General features: G+C 72.6%; 17 protein-coding genes, 1 pseudogene and 1 riboswitch. Of the genes and pseudogenes, 7 read left to right on the top strand and 11 right to left on the bottom strand.

What is annotated here, in order from left to right:
- Positions 1-88: 88 nt before the first annotated feature.
- Positions 89-766: a pentapeptide repeat-containing protein gene (locus HCJ93_RS15375; protein WP_167996252.1), complete on the top strand. Its 678-nt coding sequence runs from the start codon at positions 89-91 to the stop codon at positions 764-766.
- 24 nt (positions 767-790) lie between these two features.
- Here HCJ93_RS15375 and HCJ93_RS15370 read toward each other — a convergent pair whose 3' ends face one another.
- On the bottom strand, positions 791-1291 hold the full coding sequence (locus tag HCJ93_RS15370; protein WP_167996251.1) for a hypothetical protein: 501 nt from the start codon (positions 1289-1291) through the stop codon (positions 791-793).
- Positions 1292-1408: 117 nt separating this feature from the next.
- On the opposite strand from HCJ93_RS15370, the gene HCJ93_RS15365 reads away from it, so the two are divergent.
- Entirely contained in the window at positions 1409-2797 is a 1389-nt protein-coding gene (locus tag HCJ93_RS15365; protein WP_167996250.1) for a M1 family metallopeptidase, read from the top strand.
- Between the two features lie 137 nt (positions 2798-2934).
- Here the strand turns inward: HCJ93_RS15365 and HCJ93_RS15360 are convergent, their stop codons facing one another.
- Positions 2935-3510 (bottom strand): TerD family protein, encoded by a 576-nt coding sequence (locus tag HCJ93_RS15360; protein ID WP_167996249.1) that lies wholly within the window; start codon positions 3508-3510, stop codon positions 2935-2937.
- 145 nt (positions 3511-3655) lie between these two features.
- Between HCJ93_RS15360 and arfB the strand changes: the two genes are divergently transcribed.
- The gene (arfB, locus tag HCJ93_RS15355; RefSeq protein ID WP_167996248.1) at positions 3656-4126 is read left to right on the top strand and encodes an alternative ribosome rescue aminoacyl-tRNA hydrolase ArfB; all 471 of its coding nucleotides are present in this window, start codon (positions 3656-3658) and stop codon (positions 4124-4126) included.
- An 89-nt stretch (positions 4127-4215) separates the two neighbouring features.
- Here the strand turns inward: arfB and HCJ93_RS15350 are convergent.
- Together HCJ93_RS15350 and HCJ93_RS15345 are read right to left on the bottom strand one after the other, a co-directional pair.
- Positions 4216-4688: pseudogene (locus HCJ93_RS15350) on the bottom strand (GNAT family N-acetyltransferase).
- A 79-nt stretch (positions 4689-4767) separates the two neighbouring features.
- Positions 4768-5352 carry a flavin reductase family protein gene (locus tag HCJ93_RS15345; RefSeq protein WP_167996247.1) on the bottom strand — a complete coding sequence of 195 codons (585 nt, stop codon included), beginning with the start codon at positions 5350-5352 and terminating at the stop codon, positions 4768-4770.
- Positions 5353-5703: 351 nt separating this feature from the next.
- Between HCJ93_RS15345 and cdgB the strand changes: the two genes are divergently transcribed.
- Both cdgB and HCJ93_RS15335 read left to right on the top strand, forming a co-directional pair.
- A complete protein-coding gene (cdgB, locus tag HCJ93_RS15340) occupies positions 5704-7392 on the top strand; it encodes a diguanylate cyclase CdgB (protein WP_167996246.1) in 1689 nt (562 codons plus the stop codon).
- Positions 7393-7510: 118 nt separating this feature from the next.
- Positions 7511-8458, top strand: a complete 948-nt coding sequence (locus tag HCJ93_RS15335; protein WP_167996245.1) for a carbohydrate-binding protein — start codon at positions 7511-7513, stop codon at positions 8456-8458.
- An 80-nt stretch (positions 8459-8538) separates the two neighbouring features.
- Here HCJ93_RS15335 and HCJ93_RS15330 read toward each other — a convergent pair whose 3' ends face one another.
- From HCJ93_RS15330 to HCJ93_RS15315, 4 genes are all read right to left on the bottom strand, one after another.
- Positions 8539-8841: a peptidase inhibitor family I36 protein gene (locus HCJ93_RS15330; RefSeq protein ID WP_167996244.1), complete on the bottom strand. Its 303-nt coding sequence runs from the start codon at positions 8839-8841 to the stop codon at positions 8539-8541.
- A 129-nt stretch (positions 8842-8970) separates the two neighbouring features.
- Positions 8971-9900, bottom strand: coding sequence for a 1-phosphofructokinase family hexose kinase (locus HCJ93_RS15325; protein WP_167996243.1), 930 nt, complete (start codon positions 9898-9900; stop codon positions 8971-8973).
- A 120-nt stretch (positions 9901-10020) separates the two neighbouring features.
- Complete coding sequence (gene nagA, locus HCJ93_RS15320; RefSeq protein WP_167996242.1) at positions 10021-11166, bottom strand: N-acetylglucosamine-6-phosphate deacetylase; 1146 nt, start codon at positions 11164-11166, stop codon at positions 10021-10023.
- Positions 11166-12110: an ROK family protein gene (locus HCJ93_RS15315; protein ID WP_167996241.1), complete on the bottom strand. Its 945-nt coding sequence runs from the start codon at positions 12108-12110 to the stop codon at positions 11166-11168. Before HCJ93_RS15315 ends, nagA begins: the two co-directional genes overlap by 1 nt.
- Positions 12111-12230: 120 nt before the next feature.
- On the opposite strand from HCJ93_RS15315, the gene HCJ93_RS15310 reads away from it, so the two are divergent.
- Both HCJ93_RS15310 and HCJ93_RS15305 read left to right on the top strand, forming a co-directional pair.
- On the top strand, positions 12231-13493 hold the full coding sequence (locus HCJ93_RS15310) for an extracellular solute-binding protein (protein ID WP_167996240.1): 1263 nt from the start codon (positions 12231-12233) through the stop codon (positions 13491-13493).
- 82 nt (positions 13494-13575) lie between these two features.
- Complete coding sequence (locus tag HCJ93_RS15305; protein WP_167996239.1) at positions 13576-13821, top strand: DUF3263 domain-containing protein; 246 nt, start codon at positions 13576-13578, stop codon at positions 13819-13821.
- Between the two features lie 45 nt (positions 13822-13866).
- Here the strand turns inward: HCJ93_RS15305 and otsB are convergent, their stop codons facing one another.
- The 3 genes from otsB to HCJ93_RS15290 form a co-directional block, all read right to left on the bottom strand.
- Positions 13867-14745: a trehalose-phosphatase gene (gene otsB, locus HCJ93_RS15300; protein ID WP_167996238.1), complete on the bottom strand. Its 879-nt coding sequence runs from the start codon at positions 14743-14745 to the stop codon at positions 13867-13869.
- Positions 14742-16136, bottom strand: a complete 1395-nt coding sequence (locus tag HCJ93_RS15295) for an alpha,alpha-trehalose-phosphate synthase (UDP-forming) (RefSeq protein WP_167996237.1) — start codon at positions 16134-16136, stop codon at positions 14742-14744. Before HCJ93_RS15295 ends, otsB begins: the two co-directional genes overlap by 4 nt.
- A 114-nt stretch (positions 16137-16250) precedes the next feature.
- Positions 16251-17195, bottom strand: coding sequence for a glucosyl-3-phosphoglycerate synthase (locus HCJ93_RS15290; protein WP_167996236.1), 945 nt, complete (start codon positions 17193-17195; stop codon positions 16251-16253).
- Between the two features lie 136 nt (positions 17196-17331).
- Positions 17332-17479, top strand: a riboswitch (SAM riboswitch).
- Positions 17480-17482 lie beyond the last annotated feature (3 nt).

The following is a 17482-nucleotide window of genomic DNA, read 5'->3' as shown; positions in this document are numbered from 1 at the left end:
TAGGACCGCTCGAGCGCCCCGGAATGTGACATGGGTGGTGAAGTCGCAGGTCACGGGCGTTGTCAGTGGCGGGGTGCAGCATGGGGGCATGGCGAGGAGAGCGGCGGGCGGTACGGGAGTGAAGGGGGCGCGGCGGCCCGAGCTGCGGCTGCCCGCGCTGGAGCGGTTCGAGGGGAGCGGGCTGGAGCCGGACGGGGACTACGACGGGCTGGAGTTCCGGGAGGCGGACCTGTCCGGGCAGGACGGGGGCGGTGCCCGGTTCATGGACTGCGCGCTGACCGGGTGCGCGCTGGACGAGACGCGGCTGTCCCGGGCACGGATCCTGGACTCGGTGCTCGCCGGTGTCCGGGGTGTGGGCACCGGGCTCGCGGAGGCGACCCTGCGCGACGTCGAGCTGACCGACGCGCGCCTCGGCGGCACGCAACTGCACGGCGCGGTGCTGGAGCGGGTGCTGGTCCGGGGCGGGAAGATCGACTTCCTGAATCTGCGCGCGGCCCGGCTGAGAGACGTCGTTTTCGAGGGCTGTGTGCTGGTCGAGCCGGACTTCGGCGGCGCCCGGCTGGAGCGGGTGGAGTTCGTGGACTGCGCGCTGAAGGGCGTGGATCTCACCGGGGCCACGCTGACGGACGTCGATCTGCGGGGGGTGGCGTCGCTGGAGATCGCGGGAGGTGTGGACCGGCTGGCGGGGGCGGTGATCAGCACGGGGCAACTGCTGGATCTGGCACCGCTGCTGGCCGGTCAGCTGGGGATCAGGGTGGAGGGGTGAGGGCGGCGGTGTGGTGGGGACCGGTCATGTGACGCGGGGATAGCGGGCCTGGAGGGTCCAGATCGCCGGGTTCTCGCCGAGGTCGTCGTGCAGGTCGACCAGGTCGGCGATCAGGTCGTGCAGGAAGTCCCGGGCCTCGCGGCGGAGTTCGGCGTGGGAGAAGGTCAGCGGGGGCTCGGCGGCGGGCAGCCATTCCGCCTCGATGTCCACCCAGCCGAAGCGGCGCTCGAAGAGCAGGCGGTCGGTCGACTCGGTGAAGTCCAGCTCCGCGTGCTGCGGGCGGGAGGCGCGGGAGCCGGCCGGGTCCCGGTCGACGCGCTCCACGATGTCGCACAGCGCCCACGCGAAGTCGAGCACCGGCACCCATCCCCAGGCCGTGGAGATCTCCCGGTCCGACTCGGTGTCGGCGAGATAGACGTCCCCGCAGAACAGGTCGTGGCGCAGGGCACGGACGTCCGCGCGGCGGTAGTCGGTCTGCGGGGGGTCGGGGAAGCGGTTGGAGAGGGCGTAGCCGATGTCGAGCACGCAGGCGATGGTGTCATGCCGCCGCCGTGCCGCCGACCGGGCCGGCCCGCGGCAGCAGCTTCCGGACACCCCCTGGAGTACCGGTGGATCCGGCCGTGCGGCTCTTAGGATCGGAAAGTGCGTGCTCACCGGTCCCTGATCGCCGTGCTCGCCCTGCTCGCCGGGTGCGGCGGCGTGGACGGCACCCCGGGGGCCTCCGGGCTGCGCGACCCGTACTTCCCCAAGGCGGGCAACGGCGGCTACGACGTCACGCACTACGACCTCCGCCTGGCCTGGGAGCCCCGCACCCGGCAGCTCACCGGCACCGCGACGCTCACCGCCCGCACCACCCGCAGGCTCTCCTCGCTCAACCTCGACCTGACGGGCCTGGAGGTGGAGCGCGTCACCGTGGGCGGGGCCGAGGCCCGCTGGAACAGGGCGGGGCAGGAGCTGACCGTGCGTCCCGCCGAGGAGCTGCGGCAGAACCGCACCTTCCGGCTGACGGTCCGCTACTCCGGCACCCCGCGCACCCTCACCGACCCGGACGGCTCCGAGGAGGGCTGGCTGCCCACCGCGGACGGGGCGCTGGCGCTGGGTGAACCGGTGGGCTCCATGGCGTGGTTCCCCGGCAACCACCACCCCTCGGACAAGGCCACCTACACCGTCGCCGTGACCGTGCCGCGGGGGCTGACGGCGGTGTCCAACGGGGAGCCGGCCGGGCAGCGCACCCGGGACGGCCGTACGACCTTCAGGTGGCGGACCGCCGAACCGATGGCGAGCTATCTCGCCACCGTCGCGATCGGCCGCTACGACATCGCGCGCGGCCGGACGCCCGGCGGCGTGCCGCTGCTCACGGCGGTCGATCCGGCGGTGGCGGAGGCGAGCCGGGACGCCCTGGCCGAGCTGCCCCGCGTGCTGGACTGGGCGCAGCGCCGGTTCGGGCGGTATCCGTTCTCCTCGGCGGGCGTGATCGTCGAGCGGCCGGAGGACTCGGGCTACGCCCTGGAGACCCAGACCCGCCCCGTCTTCCCGGGCGCCCCGGACACCGGTCTGCTGGTGCACGAGCTGGCGCACCAGTGGTACGGCGACTCCGTCACCCCCGAGTCCTGGCGGGACATGTGGCTGAACGAGGGGTTCGCCACCTACGCGGAGTGGCTGTGGCAGGAGGACCACGGCGGGGACACCGCCCAGCAGACCTTCGACGCGCTCTACGAGGGCGCGTACTTCCCGGACGCGGAGTCCGCCGAGGCGTTGTGGTCCTTCCCGCCGGCCGAGCCGCCCGACGCGGCGCACATCTCGGACGTGCCGGTCTACTGGCGGGGCGCGATGGTGCTGCACCGGATCCGGCAGACGGTGGGCGACGCCGGCTTCTCCGCCCTGATCCGCGGCTGGGCCCGCGAGCACCGGCACGGCAACGCGGACACCGCGGACTTCATCGCTTTCGTCGAACGCCGCTTCCCGGAGCGGGACTTCACAGCCGTCTGGTCCGACTGGCTGTACGGGGAGGGCAAGCCGCCGCGACCGTGAGACGGCACCCGGGACCCGCACATCCGCCGGGAGCCGGCCGGACGTCGCACCTGCGCCGGAGCCCCCGGCCGCAGCAGGGCGGCCGGGGGCTCCGGGACGTGCGCGTGCGAACTGCGGTGCGCGTGCGGACGCCTGGGTCAGACGTTCACGCCGAAGTCCTGGGCGATGCCGACCAGGCCCGAGGCGTAACCCTGGCCGACGGCGCGGAACTTCCACTCGGCGCCGTTGCGGTAGAGCTCGCCGAAGATCATGGCGGTCTCGGTGGCCGCGTCCTCCGACAGGTCGTAGCGGGCGATCTCGGTGCCGCCGGCCTGGTTGACGATGCGGATGTAGGCGTTGCGGACCTGCCCGAAGTTCTGGCCGCGGTTCTCCGCGTCGTAGATGGAGACCGGGAAGACGACCTTCTCGACATCGGCCGGGAGGGCGGCGAGGTTGACGTTGATCGCCTCGTCGTCGCCCTCGCCCTCGCCGGTGCGGTTGTCACCGGTGTGGACGATGCTGTTGTCCGGCGTCTGCTTGTTGTTGAAGAAGACGAAGTGGGCGTCGGAGTAGACCTTGCCCTGCGGGTTGACCGCGATCGCCGACGCGTCGAGGTCGAAGTCCGTGCCGGTGGTGGTGCGGACGTCCCAGCCGAGGCCCACGGTGACAGCCGTCAGGCCCGGTGCCTCCTTGGTGAGCGAGACGTTGCCACCCTTGGACAGGCTTACAGCCATTGTTGGGAGTTCCTTCCCTCGTGTGCGTACGGCAAAAAAGCTACAGCTACCCCCTTGAACGCGGACAGGCGTTCACGTGGTTCCCGCCGCTTTACTTTCTTTACCTACGAAATTCGGGTGACGTGACCCGCTCACGGGCGCGACCATGGACGGCATGTCCGGTCTCTCCCGCAGGCCCGGGGGCCTGGCGCCCCGGCATCTGACCGTCCGCGGCTCCGTATCGCTGCCCGAGTCGGAGCTGATGTGGCGTTTCTCGCGTTCGTCCGGGCCCGGGGGACAGCATGTGAACACCAGCGACTCGCAGGTGGAGCTGCGCTTCGACCTGGCCCGCACCGAGGCGCTGCCCGAGGTGTGGAAGCGGCGGGCGCTGGAGCGGCTGGCCGGACGTCTGACCGACGGCGTGATCACCGTCCGGGCCTCCGAGCACCGTTCGCAATGGCGCAACCGGGAGGCCGCCGCCGCGCGTCTGGCGGCGCTGCTCGCCGAGGCCACCGCGCCCCCGCCCAAGCCCCGCAAGCCCACCCGGGTGCCGCGCGGGATCGACGAGCGCAGGCTGCGGGAGAAGAAGCGCCGCTCCGAGACCAAGCGGGGCCGCTCCCCACGCGGCTGGATCTGACCCGGACGGTCGCAAGCGGCCGGGGCCGGCCCGCGCACGGCCCTCGGCGCCGGAGCCGACGGTGATGAAGGTCCAGCCGCCCGGCGCGCTCAGCGCACCCGCAGCACCCCCACCGTCTCCCCCTCCGCGACCTCCCCGTTGGGCCGGAAGCCGAGGCGCAGGTAGAAGGCCTCCGGCCCGTGCTCCCCGGGGTGCCAGGTCACGTACAGCTCCTCGGTGCCGCGGCGGCGCAGCCCGGCGGCGACCGACTCCACCGCGACCGGCCGTACCCCTTGCCCTGCTCCCCGGCCGCGATGTCCAGCCGCCACAGACCCGAGCGGAAGCAGCTGCCGTCCTCGAACCAGTCGACGTCGAAGAAGGCCATCAGGAAGCCGACGGCGCGGTCGCCTTCCATGATCAGGCGGGGCCAGGCGACACCGGGGTGGACGTATGCCTCGGCGAGGGACTTCACCACCGGGGCGACCGCGAACTCCTGCTCGGGCCGGACGCGTATGCCGAGCGCGGCGTCCAGATTCTTCGCGGTGATCTCTTCGAGGCGGGGCGCCGTCGTGGTCGTCGTCACGCCGGGCAGGGCAAGGGCCCGGGAGCCGGCCGGGAAAAGGAATTCCGCCCGCGGAAAGGAGAGCACGCGCGGGCCGCGCTCAGCCCAACTGCCGGTAGCGGGACCGGAAATAGACCAGTGGGCCGCCCTCGGCGCTCGGCAGCTCCGCCGCCAGCACCCGGCCGATCACCAGGGTGTGGTCCCCGGCGGTCACCCGCTGCTCGGTGCGGCACTCCAGCGTCGCCAGGGCGCCGCTCACCAGCGGGGCGCCGCTGTGCCGGCCGCGCACATGGTCGAGGTCCGCGAAGAGCAGGCGGTCGCTGACCCGGCCCTTCATCGCGAAGCGTCCCGCGACCTGCCGCTGGTGCTCGGAGAGGACGGAGACCGCCCACAGCGGCTGCTCCTCGAGCAGCTCGTCCATCCGGGACCCCTCGCGCAGCGAGACCAGCACCAGCGGCGGGTCCAGTGACACCGACAGGAACGCGGTCGCCGTCATGCCCACGTCCTCGCCCGCCGGCGCCCGCGGGTCGTCCGGGTCCAGCGGCGGCTCCACGGCGGTCACCAGGACCACGCCGGAGGCCAGCCGGGACATCGCGGCACGGAACTCGTCGTTGCTCACCCCCTCAGCATGCCGGGCGGCGGGCGGAGCGGTGATCGCTGAGTGGGAAGAGGGAGTGTCGGGCACGCCGGAAACGCTAGTCTCCGCTTCATGGCCCATGCATCGGACCCCGGTCCGAGCCTGGACCTAGGACCAGCGGCCGACCAGCAGAACCGGACAGCACCGCACACCGCCCGCGGGACCGGCACGGGCCGTGCACAATCGGCACACAATCCACCCTCGGGAAGCCTCGGGGAACCACGCACGAACCTGACAAGTGTTCACACTCCGCTGTGACTTGAGTCACAAGGGGGAGGAATTGTTGACCCTGTGTACCGAGTGGGCAGCGCGCTGTGATTCAGTGGCGGGGAAGCCTGCCAGGACGATACGCCGATGAGCACCCTTGATTCGCCACGAGGTCTCGGGGGGAGGGCGAGCATGGAGACCGAGTCGGAACCCTATGTCCGTCTTGCGTCCCTGCGGCAGCTGCACCAGGTCATGGCCGACATGAACACGGCCCGCAGCCTGGCGGACACGTTGCAGACCGTCGCCGACGGCGCCGTGAACGCCCTCGGCTACGAGCTTGCCTGCGTCAACCTCGTACGCCCCGACGGCGATCTCGTGGTCGCCGCCTTCTCCGGCAACCCCGCCGCCGAGGCGCTCATCACCGGGCGCGTGGGCTCCCGCGCCTCCTGGGAACGCCGCCTGTCCATGGGCGAACGCTGGGGCGACCTGGTGTTCATACCCCACACCGAGGGCTGGGTCCTCGACGACGACGACGTCCCCCAGTGGTACACCGACGGTCCTATGCCCCGCTTCGAGGACGAGTGGCACCCCTCCGACCGCCTCTTCGCCCCGATGTACGCGCCCGGCCCGCAGGGCGCCGGCGCCTCCGGCGAACTCGTCGGCGTGCTCTCCGTGGACCGCCCCCGCAACGGCCGCCGGCCCGGCGCCTGGGGCCGCGAGGCCCTCCAGATGTACGCCTTCCAGGCCGCCATCGCGATCAGCAACGCCCGCCTGCGCGCCAACATGCAGCGCGCCCTGGTCCGCCTCGAGCGCGAGCAGCAGGCCCTGCGCGCCAGCGAGGAGTCCTTCCGGCAGGCCTTCGAGTACGCGCCCTCCGGCATGGCCATCGCCGAGATGGGCGGCGAGCAGCACGGGCGGATCCTGCGCACCAACGACGCGCTCTGCCGGCTGCTGGGCCGCCCCGCCTCCGCGATGCGCCGCTACTCCTTCTCCGACCTCGTCCACCCCGAGGACATAGGCACCCTGCTGCGCACCTCCGCCGAGGGCGGACGCGCCGAGCTGCGCCTCGGCCGCCGCGACGGCACCTACGTCTGGGTGTCGCTGCGCAACTCCGTCGTCGCCGACGCCGCCGACGGCCCCCGCTTCCTGCTCACCCACGTCGAGGACATCGAGGAGCGCAAGCGCCGCGAGCTCCAGCTCGCCCACCGCGCCTCCCACGACTCGCTCACCGGCCTGCCGAACAGCGCAGAACTGCGCGCCCGGCTCTCCGCCCGCCTGTGCAGCCAGCGGCCGCAGCCGACACTGCCCGCCGCGGTCGGCTCCGCCATGGAGCCCTACGAGTCCTTCGACTCCGCGGACGCCGCCTACGGCCCGCCCGACTTCGACCGGGGCCACGACTTCGACTTCCCGCCCGGGGCCGACGAGTACCAGGGCTACGACCACCATGTGCACACCGTCGCCCCCGGCGACCGCGACGACGGAACCAAGGGCCTGGCGGTGCTCTTCTGCGACCTGGACGGCTTCAAGTCGATCAACGACCGGTTCGGGCACAACGCGGGTGACGCGGTTCTCATCGAGGTCGCCCGCAGGCTCAGCAACGGGGTACGGGACGGCGACACCGTGGCCCGGCTCGGCGGCGACGAGTTCGTGATCCTCGCCGACGGGCTCGGCCGGGCCGACGCCCAGGACCTCGCGGTGCGGCTGCGCAACGAGATCATCCAGCCCATCAGGGCCGAGGGACGGGCCGTCAGGGTGGGCGCCAGCTTCGGCATCGGATGGGCGCACTGCGGCATGACGGCGGACGAGGTGCTGAAATCCGCCGACGAGCGGATGTACGTCGAGAAACGATCTCGTCCCAAACAGCACCGGCGTGCAGGCTGAGACGCAGGTCAGCGGGTCGATGCGGTCTGAGTCACCCGTTCGGGTGCGCCGAAGCGGGTAGGCTCGCCATCCTCACCACCCGCATCCGCACCCGATCCGCAGCTAGGAGCACCAAGGGATGACGCCCGGCAACAACGGCGCGAGCACGCCCGAGGACGACGACCCGTTCGGCTACCTCTACGCCGACGGCCAGGCCAACGGGGCCCAGCCGCCGTCCGGTGGCTACGGCTACCCGAACTCGGTCAACCGCGTGCGGGCGGTCGGCACACGCCAGTACGGCCAGCAGGGCACCGGTCCCGCCGCGCAGATACCGCAGCAGCAGGGCGCCTACGGCCAGCCGAACCCGCACTACGCCGCCCCGGAGACGCTGCCGGGGGGCGCGCCTCCGGCACACACCGCGCAGCAGCCGTACGGCGGCGGCACCGGCGGCGGCCGGGGCCGCGGCCCCAACACCAAGGGCCTGCTGATCGGCGCGATCGCGGTGGTCGCCGCGGTCGTCATCGGCATCGGCGTCGCCATGATCGGCGGCGACAAGGAGGAGGGCGGCACCGGCAACGAGGCGGGCTCCACCCCGAGCCAGTCCCAGCCGGAGGACCCGACTCCGTCGGCGAGCGAGAGCGGGAAGGACAACGAGGTCGAACTTCCCAAGATCGATGCGAAGGCACTCCGCCTGGAGGGCGGGGCGGTCACGGCGTCGGACATCAAGGGCGCGAAGGCGGACGGGGGAGTCTACGTCGCGGGCTTCAACAAGGTCGGCGCCAAGGTCGTGTGGACCATCAATGGCATCGAGAAGGCCGGCACCTATCGCTTCTACGCCCGCTACGGCATCCCCGGCGTGGATGCCAATGCCACCCTGGTGGTCAACGGCAAGCCCGAATCCCGCCCGCTGAACATGGAGAACTTCGGTCGCACGCCCAAGGGGGACTGGGAAAAGGGCTGGCAGACTACCTGGGCCAACGTGAACCTGACAGAGGGCACGAACACCATCGAGGTCGTCTGCAACCAGGGCAACCGGTGCAACGCCAATCTCGACCAGTTCTGGCTCGCGGAACAACCACCGAACTGACGGATGAAGCAGCTGTGGCTACCGGATCTGCGGCGGCCACAGCCGATGTCTCACGCAACGGACCTCGGGCCTGATGTAGGTCACCCCCAGACGGCCATGCTCTTCACTGGCCACGGGGTCTTCTCCGAGTAGTGGCCCGGCTCGATGTCGAAGCGGGATCCGTAACAGGAAGCGTCCTTGCAGAGCGTGACGACCTTGTTGCTCTGGTCGGAGACCGACCGGCCGCTGCGCGGACAGCAGCCGCTGTCCTTGCCATAGGTGTGTTTCGTGCCCCCGAACCCGGGCTTGCTCCACGTGCAGATCTTGCCGCTGGCGCACTTGGTCGCGGCAGTGGCCGTTGTTGCGGTCAGCGGCAGCGTGGCGAGCACAGCTGCGCCGGCCAAGCCAAAAGGCGTGTGCGCATGATGAGTTGTTCCCCCTGTGCGGGGTGCTGCGGTCGTTGGCCACCCTTTCGATCTTGCTGAGCCGGGGCACGTCGGTCTACGGGCACTTCGTCATACGCCGGATGGCGCTCAGGCTGCGCTCGCCTCGCCCGTCACCGTGACCCGGCCCAGCAGTTCCTCGTACGCCTCCCGGTCGAACTCGCCTGCGGCAGGGGACAGGACCGTCGCTGCGGCCAGGGCGGTCGCGCGGGTGAGGCGGTCCGGCCAGGGGAGGTTTTCGGCCAGGCCGGAGAGCAGGCCCGCGACCGCGGAGTCGCCCGCGCCCGTGGGGTTGCCGCGCAGGGACGCAGGAGGCGTGGCGCGCCAGCGGCCCTCCGGGGTCACCGCCAGCAGGCCGTCGGCACCCAGGGAGGCCACGACGGTGCCCGCGCCTCTGCGGCGGGCGTCCTGGGTGGCGCGCAACGGCTCGTGGGAGCCGGTGAGTTCGGCCAGTTCCTCGGCGTTGGGCTTGAGGATGTCGGGGCGGCCCGCCACCCCGCGGCGCAGCGCCGCCCCGCTGGTGTCCAGCAGGGCCGGGACGCCGGCCGCGCGTGCGGTGCGGATCAGGCCCGCGTAGGCGCCCACCGGGATGCCGGGCGGCAGGCTGCCGCACAGGGCGACCGCCGAGGCGCCCGCGAGGAGGTCCTGGTAGACCTCCTGGAAGGCCGACCATTCGGCCTGGGTGATGGTGGGGCCCGGCTCGTTGAGCTGGGTGGTGCCGCCGGAGAGGTCGTCGACCACGGCTATGGTGCGGCGGGTCGTGCCGGAGACGGGGACCAGGGCGTCGGTCAGATTCGGTACCTGCATCAGGCGGTCGCGCAGGATCCGGCCGGCGGTGCCGCCCGCGAACCCGGTGACGGTCACCCGGTGTCCGAGGGCCGCGAGGACCCGTGCCACGTTGACGCCCTTGCCGCCGGGACGTTCGGTCACCTCGGAGACCCGGTGGGAGGCGTGCGGTCGCAGGGACGGTACGCGGTAGGTGATGTCGAGCGCGGTGTTCAGCGTGACCGTGAGGATCACCGGGACGACCTCCCCCTCGTGCCTGCGCCTTGCCTGGGCCCCGGAGACACGATCATGCCAAACAGACGGCGACCGGCCCACCCCTCGGACCGGCCACCGTCGCCGGGGCCACGGGACAGGTCAGCCCAGTCGGGGATCCACCACCCATTCCCCCCGGCGCATCACGCCCCGGACGGTGAACTCGGCGTCCAGGACGACCAGATCGGCGTCCTTGCCGGGCTCCAGGGAGCCGACGCGGTCGTCCAGGCCGAGCAGGCGGGCCGGGGTGGCGGAGATGGCGGTGACGACGTCCTCGACGGGCAGGCCGTCCACGGTCACCGCGCGTTTGAAGGCGCGGTCCAAGGTGAGCGTGGAGCCCGCGATGGAGCCGCCCTCGACCAGCCGGGCCACCCCGTCCGCGACATCGACCTCCAGCGTGCCGAGCATGTAGCGGCCGTCGCCGAAGCCGGCCGCGTCCATCGCGTCGGTGATGAACGCGACCCGGTCGGCGCCCGCGTGGCGGAACGCCAGCTGGAGCGCGGCCGGGTGCAGGTGGGTGCCGTCGTTGATCAGCTCGACGGTGACCCGCTCGTCCTGGAGCAGCGCCGCGATCGGGCCGGGCGCGCGGTGGCCCAGCACCGGCATCGCGTTGAACAGGTGGGTGGCGACCGTGGCGCCCGCGTCGATCGCGGCCACGGTCTGCTCGTAGGTGGCGTCGGTGTGCCCCACGGCGGCGATCACCCCGTGTTCGACCAGCAGCCGCACCGAGTCCAGGCCGCCGGGCAGTTCGGTCGCCAGGGTCATCATCACGGCGTGCCCGTGCGCCGCGTCGATCAGCTTGCGGACCTCGGCCGGGTCGGGGTCGCGCAGCAGTTCCTCGTCGTGCGCGCCCTTGCGGCACGGCGAGATGAACGGGCCCTCGAAGTGGATGCCGGCGATGTCGCCCTGCTGGGCCAGCTCGGCCAGCATCCCGGCGTGCCGGGCGAGGAAGTCCAGGTCGCCGGTGACGGCGGAGGCGACCACCGTGGTGGTGCCGTGCTCGCGGTGGGTCCGCACCGCCTTGAGGACGTCCTCGGGCGTGCCGCCGGTGAAGGACGCACCGCCGCCCCCGTGGTTGTGGATGTCGACGAAGCCGGGCACCAGCCAGTGGCCGGACAGGTCGACGGTCTCGGCGTCGCCGGGGGCCGTGTCCGTGATCCGCGTGCCCTCGACGATCACGCGGCCGTCGTCCACGGTCCCGGTGGGCAGTACCACCCGGGCACCGGTCAGAACCTTGGTGGGGGCCATCAGGTGGTTACCTCCGAGGGGTCGGTGGATGCGAGGAGATCCCAGGCGAGGAGTCCCGCGCCCAGGCATCCGGCGGCGTCCCCGAGGGCCGCGGGGACCAGCGACGGCAGTTTCTGGAAGGTGATCCGCCGCCGGACGGCCTCCCGCAGCGGTGTGAACAAGGTTTCTCCTGCTTCGGCGAGCCCGCCACCGATGATCACGGTGCGCGGGTCCAGCAGGGTGAGCGCGGTGAGCAGCCCGTCGGCGAGGGCGTCGACGGCCTCCTGCCAGATCGCGCGGGCCCGCGCGTCGCCGGACTCGACGGCCTTGGCGCAGTCGGCGGCGTCGGCGCCCGGGTCGCCGCAGGCCGCGGCCCAGGCCTCGCTCACCGCCGCGGCGGAGGCGTACCGCTCGAGACAGCCGCGCTGCCCGCAGGGGCATGCGGCGCCGTCGGGCCGTACGACGATGTGGCCGATCTCGCCCGCGAAGCCGTGCGCGCCCGCCTCGACCCGCCCGGCGATGCCGATGGCGCCGGCGATGCCGGTGCCCAGCGGCACGAAGAGGAACCGGTCGGCGCCCCGCCCGGCCCCGATGCGGCCCTCGGCGAGCCCGCCGGTGCGCACGTCGTGGCCGAGGGCCACCGGCACCCCGCCGAGGCGCTCGCCGAGCAGCGCGCGCAGCGGGACGTCGCGCCAGCCGAGGTTGGCGGAGTAGACGGCGATGCCGCGGGTGTCGTCGACGATGCCGGGGACGGCGACGCCGGCGGCCGAGGCGGGCACGCCGAAGCGGTCGGCGCCGTGGGCGCGCAGTTCGGCGGCGAAGTCGAGGATGTCCGCGACGACCGCGTCCGGGCCGCGTTCCCGCCCGGTGGCCCGGCGAGCCCGGTGCAGCAGCTCGCCGTCCGCCCCGACCAGGGCGGCCTTCATCCCGGTGCCGCCCACGTCGAGGGCGATGACATGTTTCACGCAGAACAGTGTGACCCCCGGACCCGCGAGAGGTCTAGTCCACTCGCGTGGTGTAGACCATAATCCGGTAATCGAAAGACTTTCGGATGGCGCGGGGCGCCGGATGTGGGGCGGGCAGCAGTGCAGCGACGGGTCGGGAAGAGGACGATCGCGGTGGTGGCCGCTCTGGGACTGACGGGAGTCCTCGGCGGCTGCGGCGCCGGCTCCGGCTCCTCCGACGTCACCCTGCACCTGGTCGCCGCCGACTACGGCACCTCGGCCGCCAACAGCTCCCGCAAGTACTGGGACGCCCTGATCGACAAGTACGAGGCCGACCACCCCGGCGTCAGGATCGAGGCCGACGTCTACTCCTGGAACGACGTCGACCGCAAGGTCAAGGAGATGGTCGACGCGGGCGATCCGCCGGACATGGCGCAGATCGGCGCCTACTCCGACTACGCCGCCGAGGGCCTCCTCTACCGCGCCGACGACCTGCTCTCCATACCCGTCCAGGCCGACTTCGTCTCCCAGCTGGCCGAGGCGGGCCGGGTCAACGGTGTGCAGTACGGCATGCCGTTCGCCTCCTCCACCCGCGTGCTCTTCTACAACAAGAAGCTGTTCGCCGAGGCCGGCATCACCCCGCCCCGCACCTGGGCGCAGCTGGCCGCCGATGCCGCGGCGCTGAAGGCCAAGGGCGTGAAGTACCCGTACGCGCTGCCGCTCGGCCCCGAGGAGGCGCAGGCCGAGACCATGCAGTGGCTGCTCAGCGGCGAGGGCGGCTACACCGACTCGGTGGGTTCCTTCAACATCGACTCCAGCAGCAATGTGGAGACCTTCACCTGGCTGAAGGACGAGCTGGTCGGCAAGGGCCTGACCGGACCCGTCCCACCGGGCAAGCTGAACCGGGCCGACGCCTTCAAGGCGTTCGCCGCCGGCGACGTCGGCATGCTCAACGGCCACCCCTCCCTGATGGCGATGGCCGAGAAGAACGACGTCGAGTACGGGATGGTGCCCACCCCGGGCAGGGAAGGCCGCAGCTCCGCCACGCTCGGCGTCGCCGACTGGATGATGGCCTTCAAGAAGAACGGCCACCGCGAGGAGATCGGCGACTTCCTCGACTTCGTCTACGGCGAGGAGCAGGTGCTCGCCTTCTCCCGTGACTACAACCTGCTGCCGGTGACCACCTCCGCGTCCCGGACCATGGCCGAGGCCGAGCAGGACAAGCACCTCAAGCCGTTCCTGGACCAGCTGGTCACCTCCGAGCTGTACCCGGTCGGCGACCGCGCCTGGGCGGCGGTCAACGCGGCCCTGAAGAAGCAGATCGGCAAGGCGGTCGCCCCGGGCGGAGACCCGGAGACCGTGCTGAGCAACCTGCAGGCGACGGCGGTCCGGGCCGGGCAGTGACGCCGCGCCCGGCGCCGCCCGGCACGGGGGCGGCGGCGCCGGCGGCGCCGGTGTTGTCAGCGGCACGGGTTACGGTGCGGGCATGGACGAGGAACCGACGGCCGGCGGCCTGGGCAGCCGCGAGCGCGGCATCCTGGCGCTGGAACGCCGCGGCTTCTCCGGCCCCGGCGCCAAGGAACGCGTGATACGCGAGGAGCTGGGCCTGTCTCCCGTGCGCTACTACCAGCTCCTCAACGCCCTTCTCGACGACCCGCGCGCCCTGGCCCACGATCCGGTGACGGTGAACCGCCTGCGCCGGGTGCGGGAGCGGCGGCGCGCCGAGCGCTGACCGGGCACGACCAGCGGGCACGCGCCCGGGACACGGCCGGTGCGCTCAGCCGGTCCGCCGGGCGAGCGCCCGCAGCAGGCCCACGACCCCCGCGGGGCCGTCGACCACCAGGTCCGCGCGCTCCCGCAGCTCGGTCACCTCGTCGCTGCCGCTGCACACCAGCAGGCCGGGCACGCCGTCCGAGCGCAGCGTGTCCACCGCGGAGAAGGCCGGCAGATCGCCCAGGTCGTCACCGGCGTAGAGGACGCAGCCGGCGCCGATCTCGCGGGCGTACTCCCGCAGGGCGACGCCCTTGTCCATGCCCGGCGGGCGCAGCTCCAGCACCAGCCGGCCGGGCTCGACGATCAGCCCGTGCCGCGCGGCCAGCTCGCTCAGCGGGTCCCGCAGCGCCTCGAACGCGGTCTGGGGCTCGGCGGCACGCCGGGTGTGCACGGCCACCGCGCGCCCCTTCTCCTCGATCCAGGCCCCCTGCGCGGCGCCCACGCCGTCCAGCAGCCCAGGAAGCTCCGCACGGGCGGCAGCCACGCCCGGGTGCGGCGGGGGAGCGGTGATCTCGCCGGTGCGGGCGTCCCAGCGCTCGGCGCCGTAGTGCCCGAGGACCACCAGGTGCTCCAGGCCGCTCACGCCCGCGAAGCCACCGAGGCGCACCGCCACCTCGGGCGGGCGCCCGGTGATCACGGCCACCGAGGCCACTTTCGGCGCCAGCCCGGCCAGCGCCGGCACGGCCTCGGGGTGGGCCCGCGCCTGCTCCGGGTCGGCCACGATCGGCGCGAGCGTCCCGTCGAAGTCCAGCCCGATCAGCGCCTTGCCCGGCCGCGCGAGCAGCGCCTGAAGGCCCTCGCGCCCGGCCCGGGTGACGGGCTCGGGGACGGCGCCCTCCCCGTCCGGGGTCCCGGGGCGGCGGCCGGCCGCGTCCTGGCTCACGAGCCCTCCCGCAGCGCGTTCAGCTGATCCAGGAACCACCGTGCCGGAGGCAGTGCGGTGGCGGCGGCGGCGAGCCGCTTGCAGCGCTCCGCGCGGTCCGCGGGGGACAGCGTCAGCGCCTCGTGCAGGGCCTCGGCGGTGGCGGAGATGTCGTAGGGGTTGACGGTGATCGCGTCCTCGCCCATCTCCTCGTGGGCGCCCGCCTCACGGGACAGCACCAGGGCGGCACCCTGGTCGGAGAGGACCGGGATCTCCTTGGCGACCAGGTTCATCCCGTCGCGGATCGGGTTGATCAGACCCACGTCCGCGAGCCGGTAGGCGGCCAGCGAGCGGGCGAAGTCGTCCTTGACGTGCAGCACCACCGGGCGCCAGCCCTCCGTGCCGTACTCCTCGTTGATCGCCTCGGCGACCCGCTGCACCTCGGCGGTGTAGTCGCGGTAGACGGCGAGATCCTGCCGGGAGGGGTAGGCGAAGGCGACGTGCACCACCCGCTCGCGCCACTCCGGGTGGTCCGCGAGCAGCTGCCGGTAGGCGAGCAGACCGCGGACGATGTTCTTGGACAGCTCGGTGCGGTCCACCCGCACGATGGCGCGGCGGCCCTCGCCGATCTCCCGCCGCAGCTCGGCCATGCGCTCCTCGACGTCCGCCCGGTGGGCGCGCTCGCGCAGGAAGTCGGGGTCGGCACCCAGACCGTGCACGCCGATCCTGGTGTCGCCGAGGCCGCCCGCGAAGCGCTCGCAGCACGCGGTGAAGGCGTCCGCCCAGCGGCGGGTGAGGAAGCCGAGCCGGTCCGCGCCCAGCATGCCGCGCAGGATCTGCAGGGCGACGTCGTCCGGCAGCATCCGGAAGTACTCCGGCGGCGCCCACGGGGTGTGCGAGAAGTGCCCGATCCGCAGGTCCGGGCGGAGCTCGCGCAGCATGCCCGGCACCAGCGTCAGGTGGTAGTCCTGCACCAGCACGGCCGCGCCCTGCGCCGCCTCCTCGGCGAGCGCCTCGGCGAACGCCCGGTTGTAGGTCTCGTACGAGGCCCACTGCCGGCGGAACTCCGCGTCGAACACCGGCTCGAGCGGCGTCTGGTACAGCATGTGGTGCACGAACCACAGCACCGAGTTGGCGATCCCGTTGTAGGCGTCCGAGTGCACCTCGGCCGGGATGTCCAGCATCCGCACGCCGTCCTCGCCGAGCCCGCGGCGCACGGCCTCGCGGTCGCCGTCGGACAGCGCCGAGCACACCCACAGCGCACCCGCGTCCGGTCCGATCGCCGACAGCCCGGAGACCAGCCCGCCGCCGCCCCGTTTGGCGCGCAGCGAGCCGTCGTCGTCCTTCACGTAGGAAACCGGCCCCCGATTCGAGGCCACCAGCACCTGAGCTGCACCGAACGTCGAAGCCATAAAGCTCAACCTAGCCCGGCCCCCGGACAGTCAAACGTGGAGCCCGGCCGTATACGAACGTCACGCCGGTTCCCCGTCGCCCCCGGCGTTTCCGGGGGCCCGGGTCCCGGGCGCTCAGGCGACCCGGCGCTCCCGGTACTCCGTGATCTCCGCCATGGGCGGCCGCTCCTCGGTGTCCACCGGGTAGGTGCGCGGCTCGAAGGTGCCGCCGGTCCGCTCGAACTGGGTCAGCGCGGGGCGGATCAGATGCCCGCGGGCCAGCCGCAGCTGGGCGGTGCGGTAGATCGCGGCGGACATCCGGCCGAGCGCCTGCCCGTCCTGGTGCCGGTGCCTGCGCACCCCCACGTCCACCTGCGCCAGGGCGTTCAGGCCCACCAGGTGCAGGGCGTCGATGAGCAGGCCCAGTTCCACGCCGTAGCCGACCGGGAAGGGCAGCCGCTCCAGCAGCGAGCGGCGGGCCGCGTACTCGCCGCCCAGCGGCTGCACGAAGCCGGCCAGCCGCGGCCAGTGCAGGTTCAGCAGCGGCCGGGCCATCAGCTCCGTCACCCGTCCGCCCTGCCCCGCGGCGGCACCCAGCGGCCGGTCGTACATCGCCTTCACGAACTGCACGTCCGGCTCGGTGAGCAGCGGGCCGACGATGCCGGAGACGAAGTCGGCGGAGAAGTCGCGCAGATCGGCGTCGACGAAGCAGACGATGTCGCCGCGGGTGACCAGCAGCGAGCGCCACAGCACCTCGCCCTTGCCGGGGACCGCGGGCAGCCGGGGCAGGATCTCGTCCCGGTGCACCACCCGGGCACCGGCCGCCGCGGCCACCTGCGAGGTGCGGTCGGTGGAGCCGGAGTCCACCACCACGATCTCGTCCACCAGGGGCGCCTTCAGCAGCAGCTCGTCCCGGATGACGGAGACGATGTCGCCGACCGTCTCCTCCTCGTTCAGCGCGGGCAGCACCACGCTCACCGTCTGCCCGGTGGCCCGCTTGGCGGCCAGGATCCGGTGCAGCGGCCGGTCGGTCACGGACCAGGAGCGGTCGATCAGCCAGCGCTCGACTTCTTCCAGCACGGTCGTCGGCTCCTCACTGGTCGTGATCCATCTCGCGGTTCGGACGGCTGTCTCAAGTGTCCTGGCTGTCGGTTACAGTCTTGAACAACGCGCGTGACCATCGCATGCCGGGGTCGCCGCGCGGACAACTGAACACCGCTCATCCAGAGGGGCAGAGGGACACGGCCCGATGAAGCCCCGGCAACCCTCCAGTCGGTTCTTGTCACACGGACGTGGCGAGGCTCCCGGCTAGGGAAGGTGCCAAATCCGTCTCACGGCGAGATGCGTCGTGAGGAAGATGAGGAGAA

The organism is Streptomyces composti (assembly GCF_012034205.1).
GTDB lineage: Bacteria > Actinomycetota > Actinomycetes > Streptomycetales > Streptomycetaceae > Streptomyces > Streptomyces composti.
The sequence above is the reverse complement of the archived record's forward strand: the minus strand, read 5'-3'. Positions and strand labels throughout refer to the sequence as shown.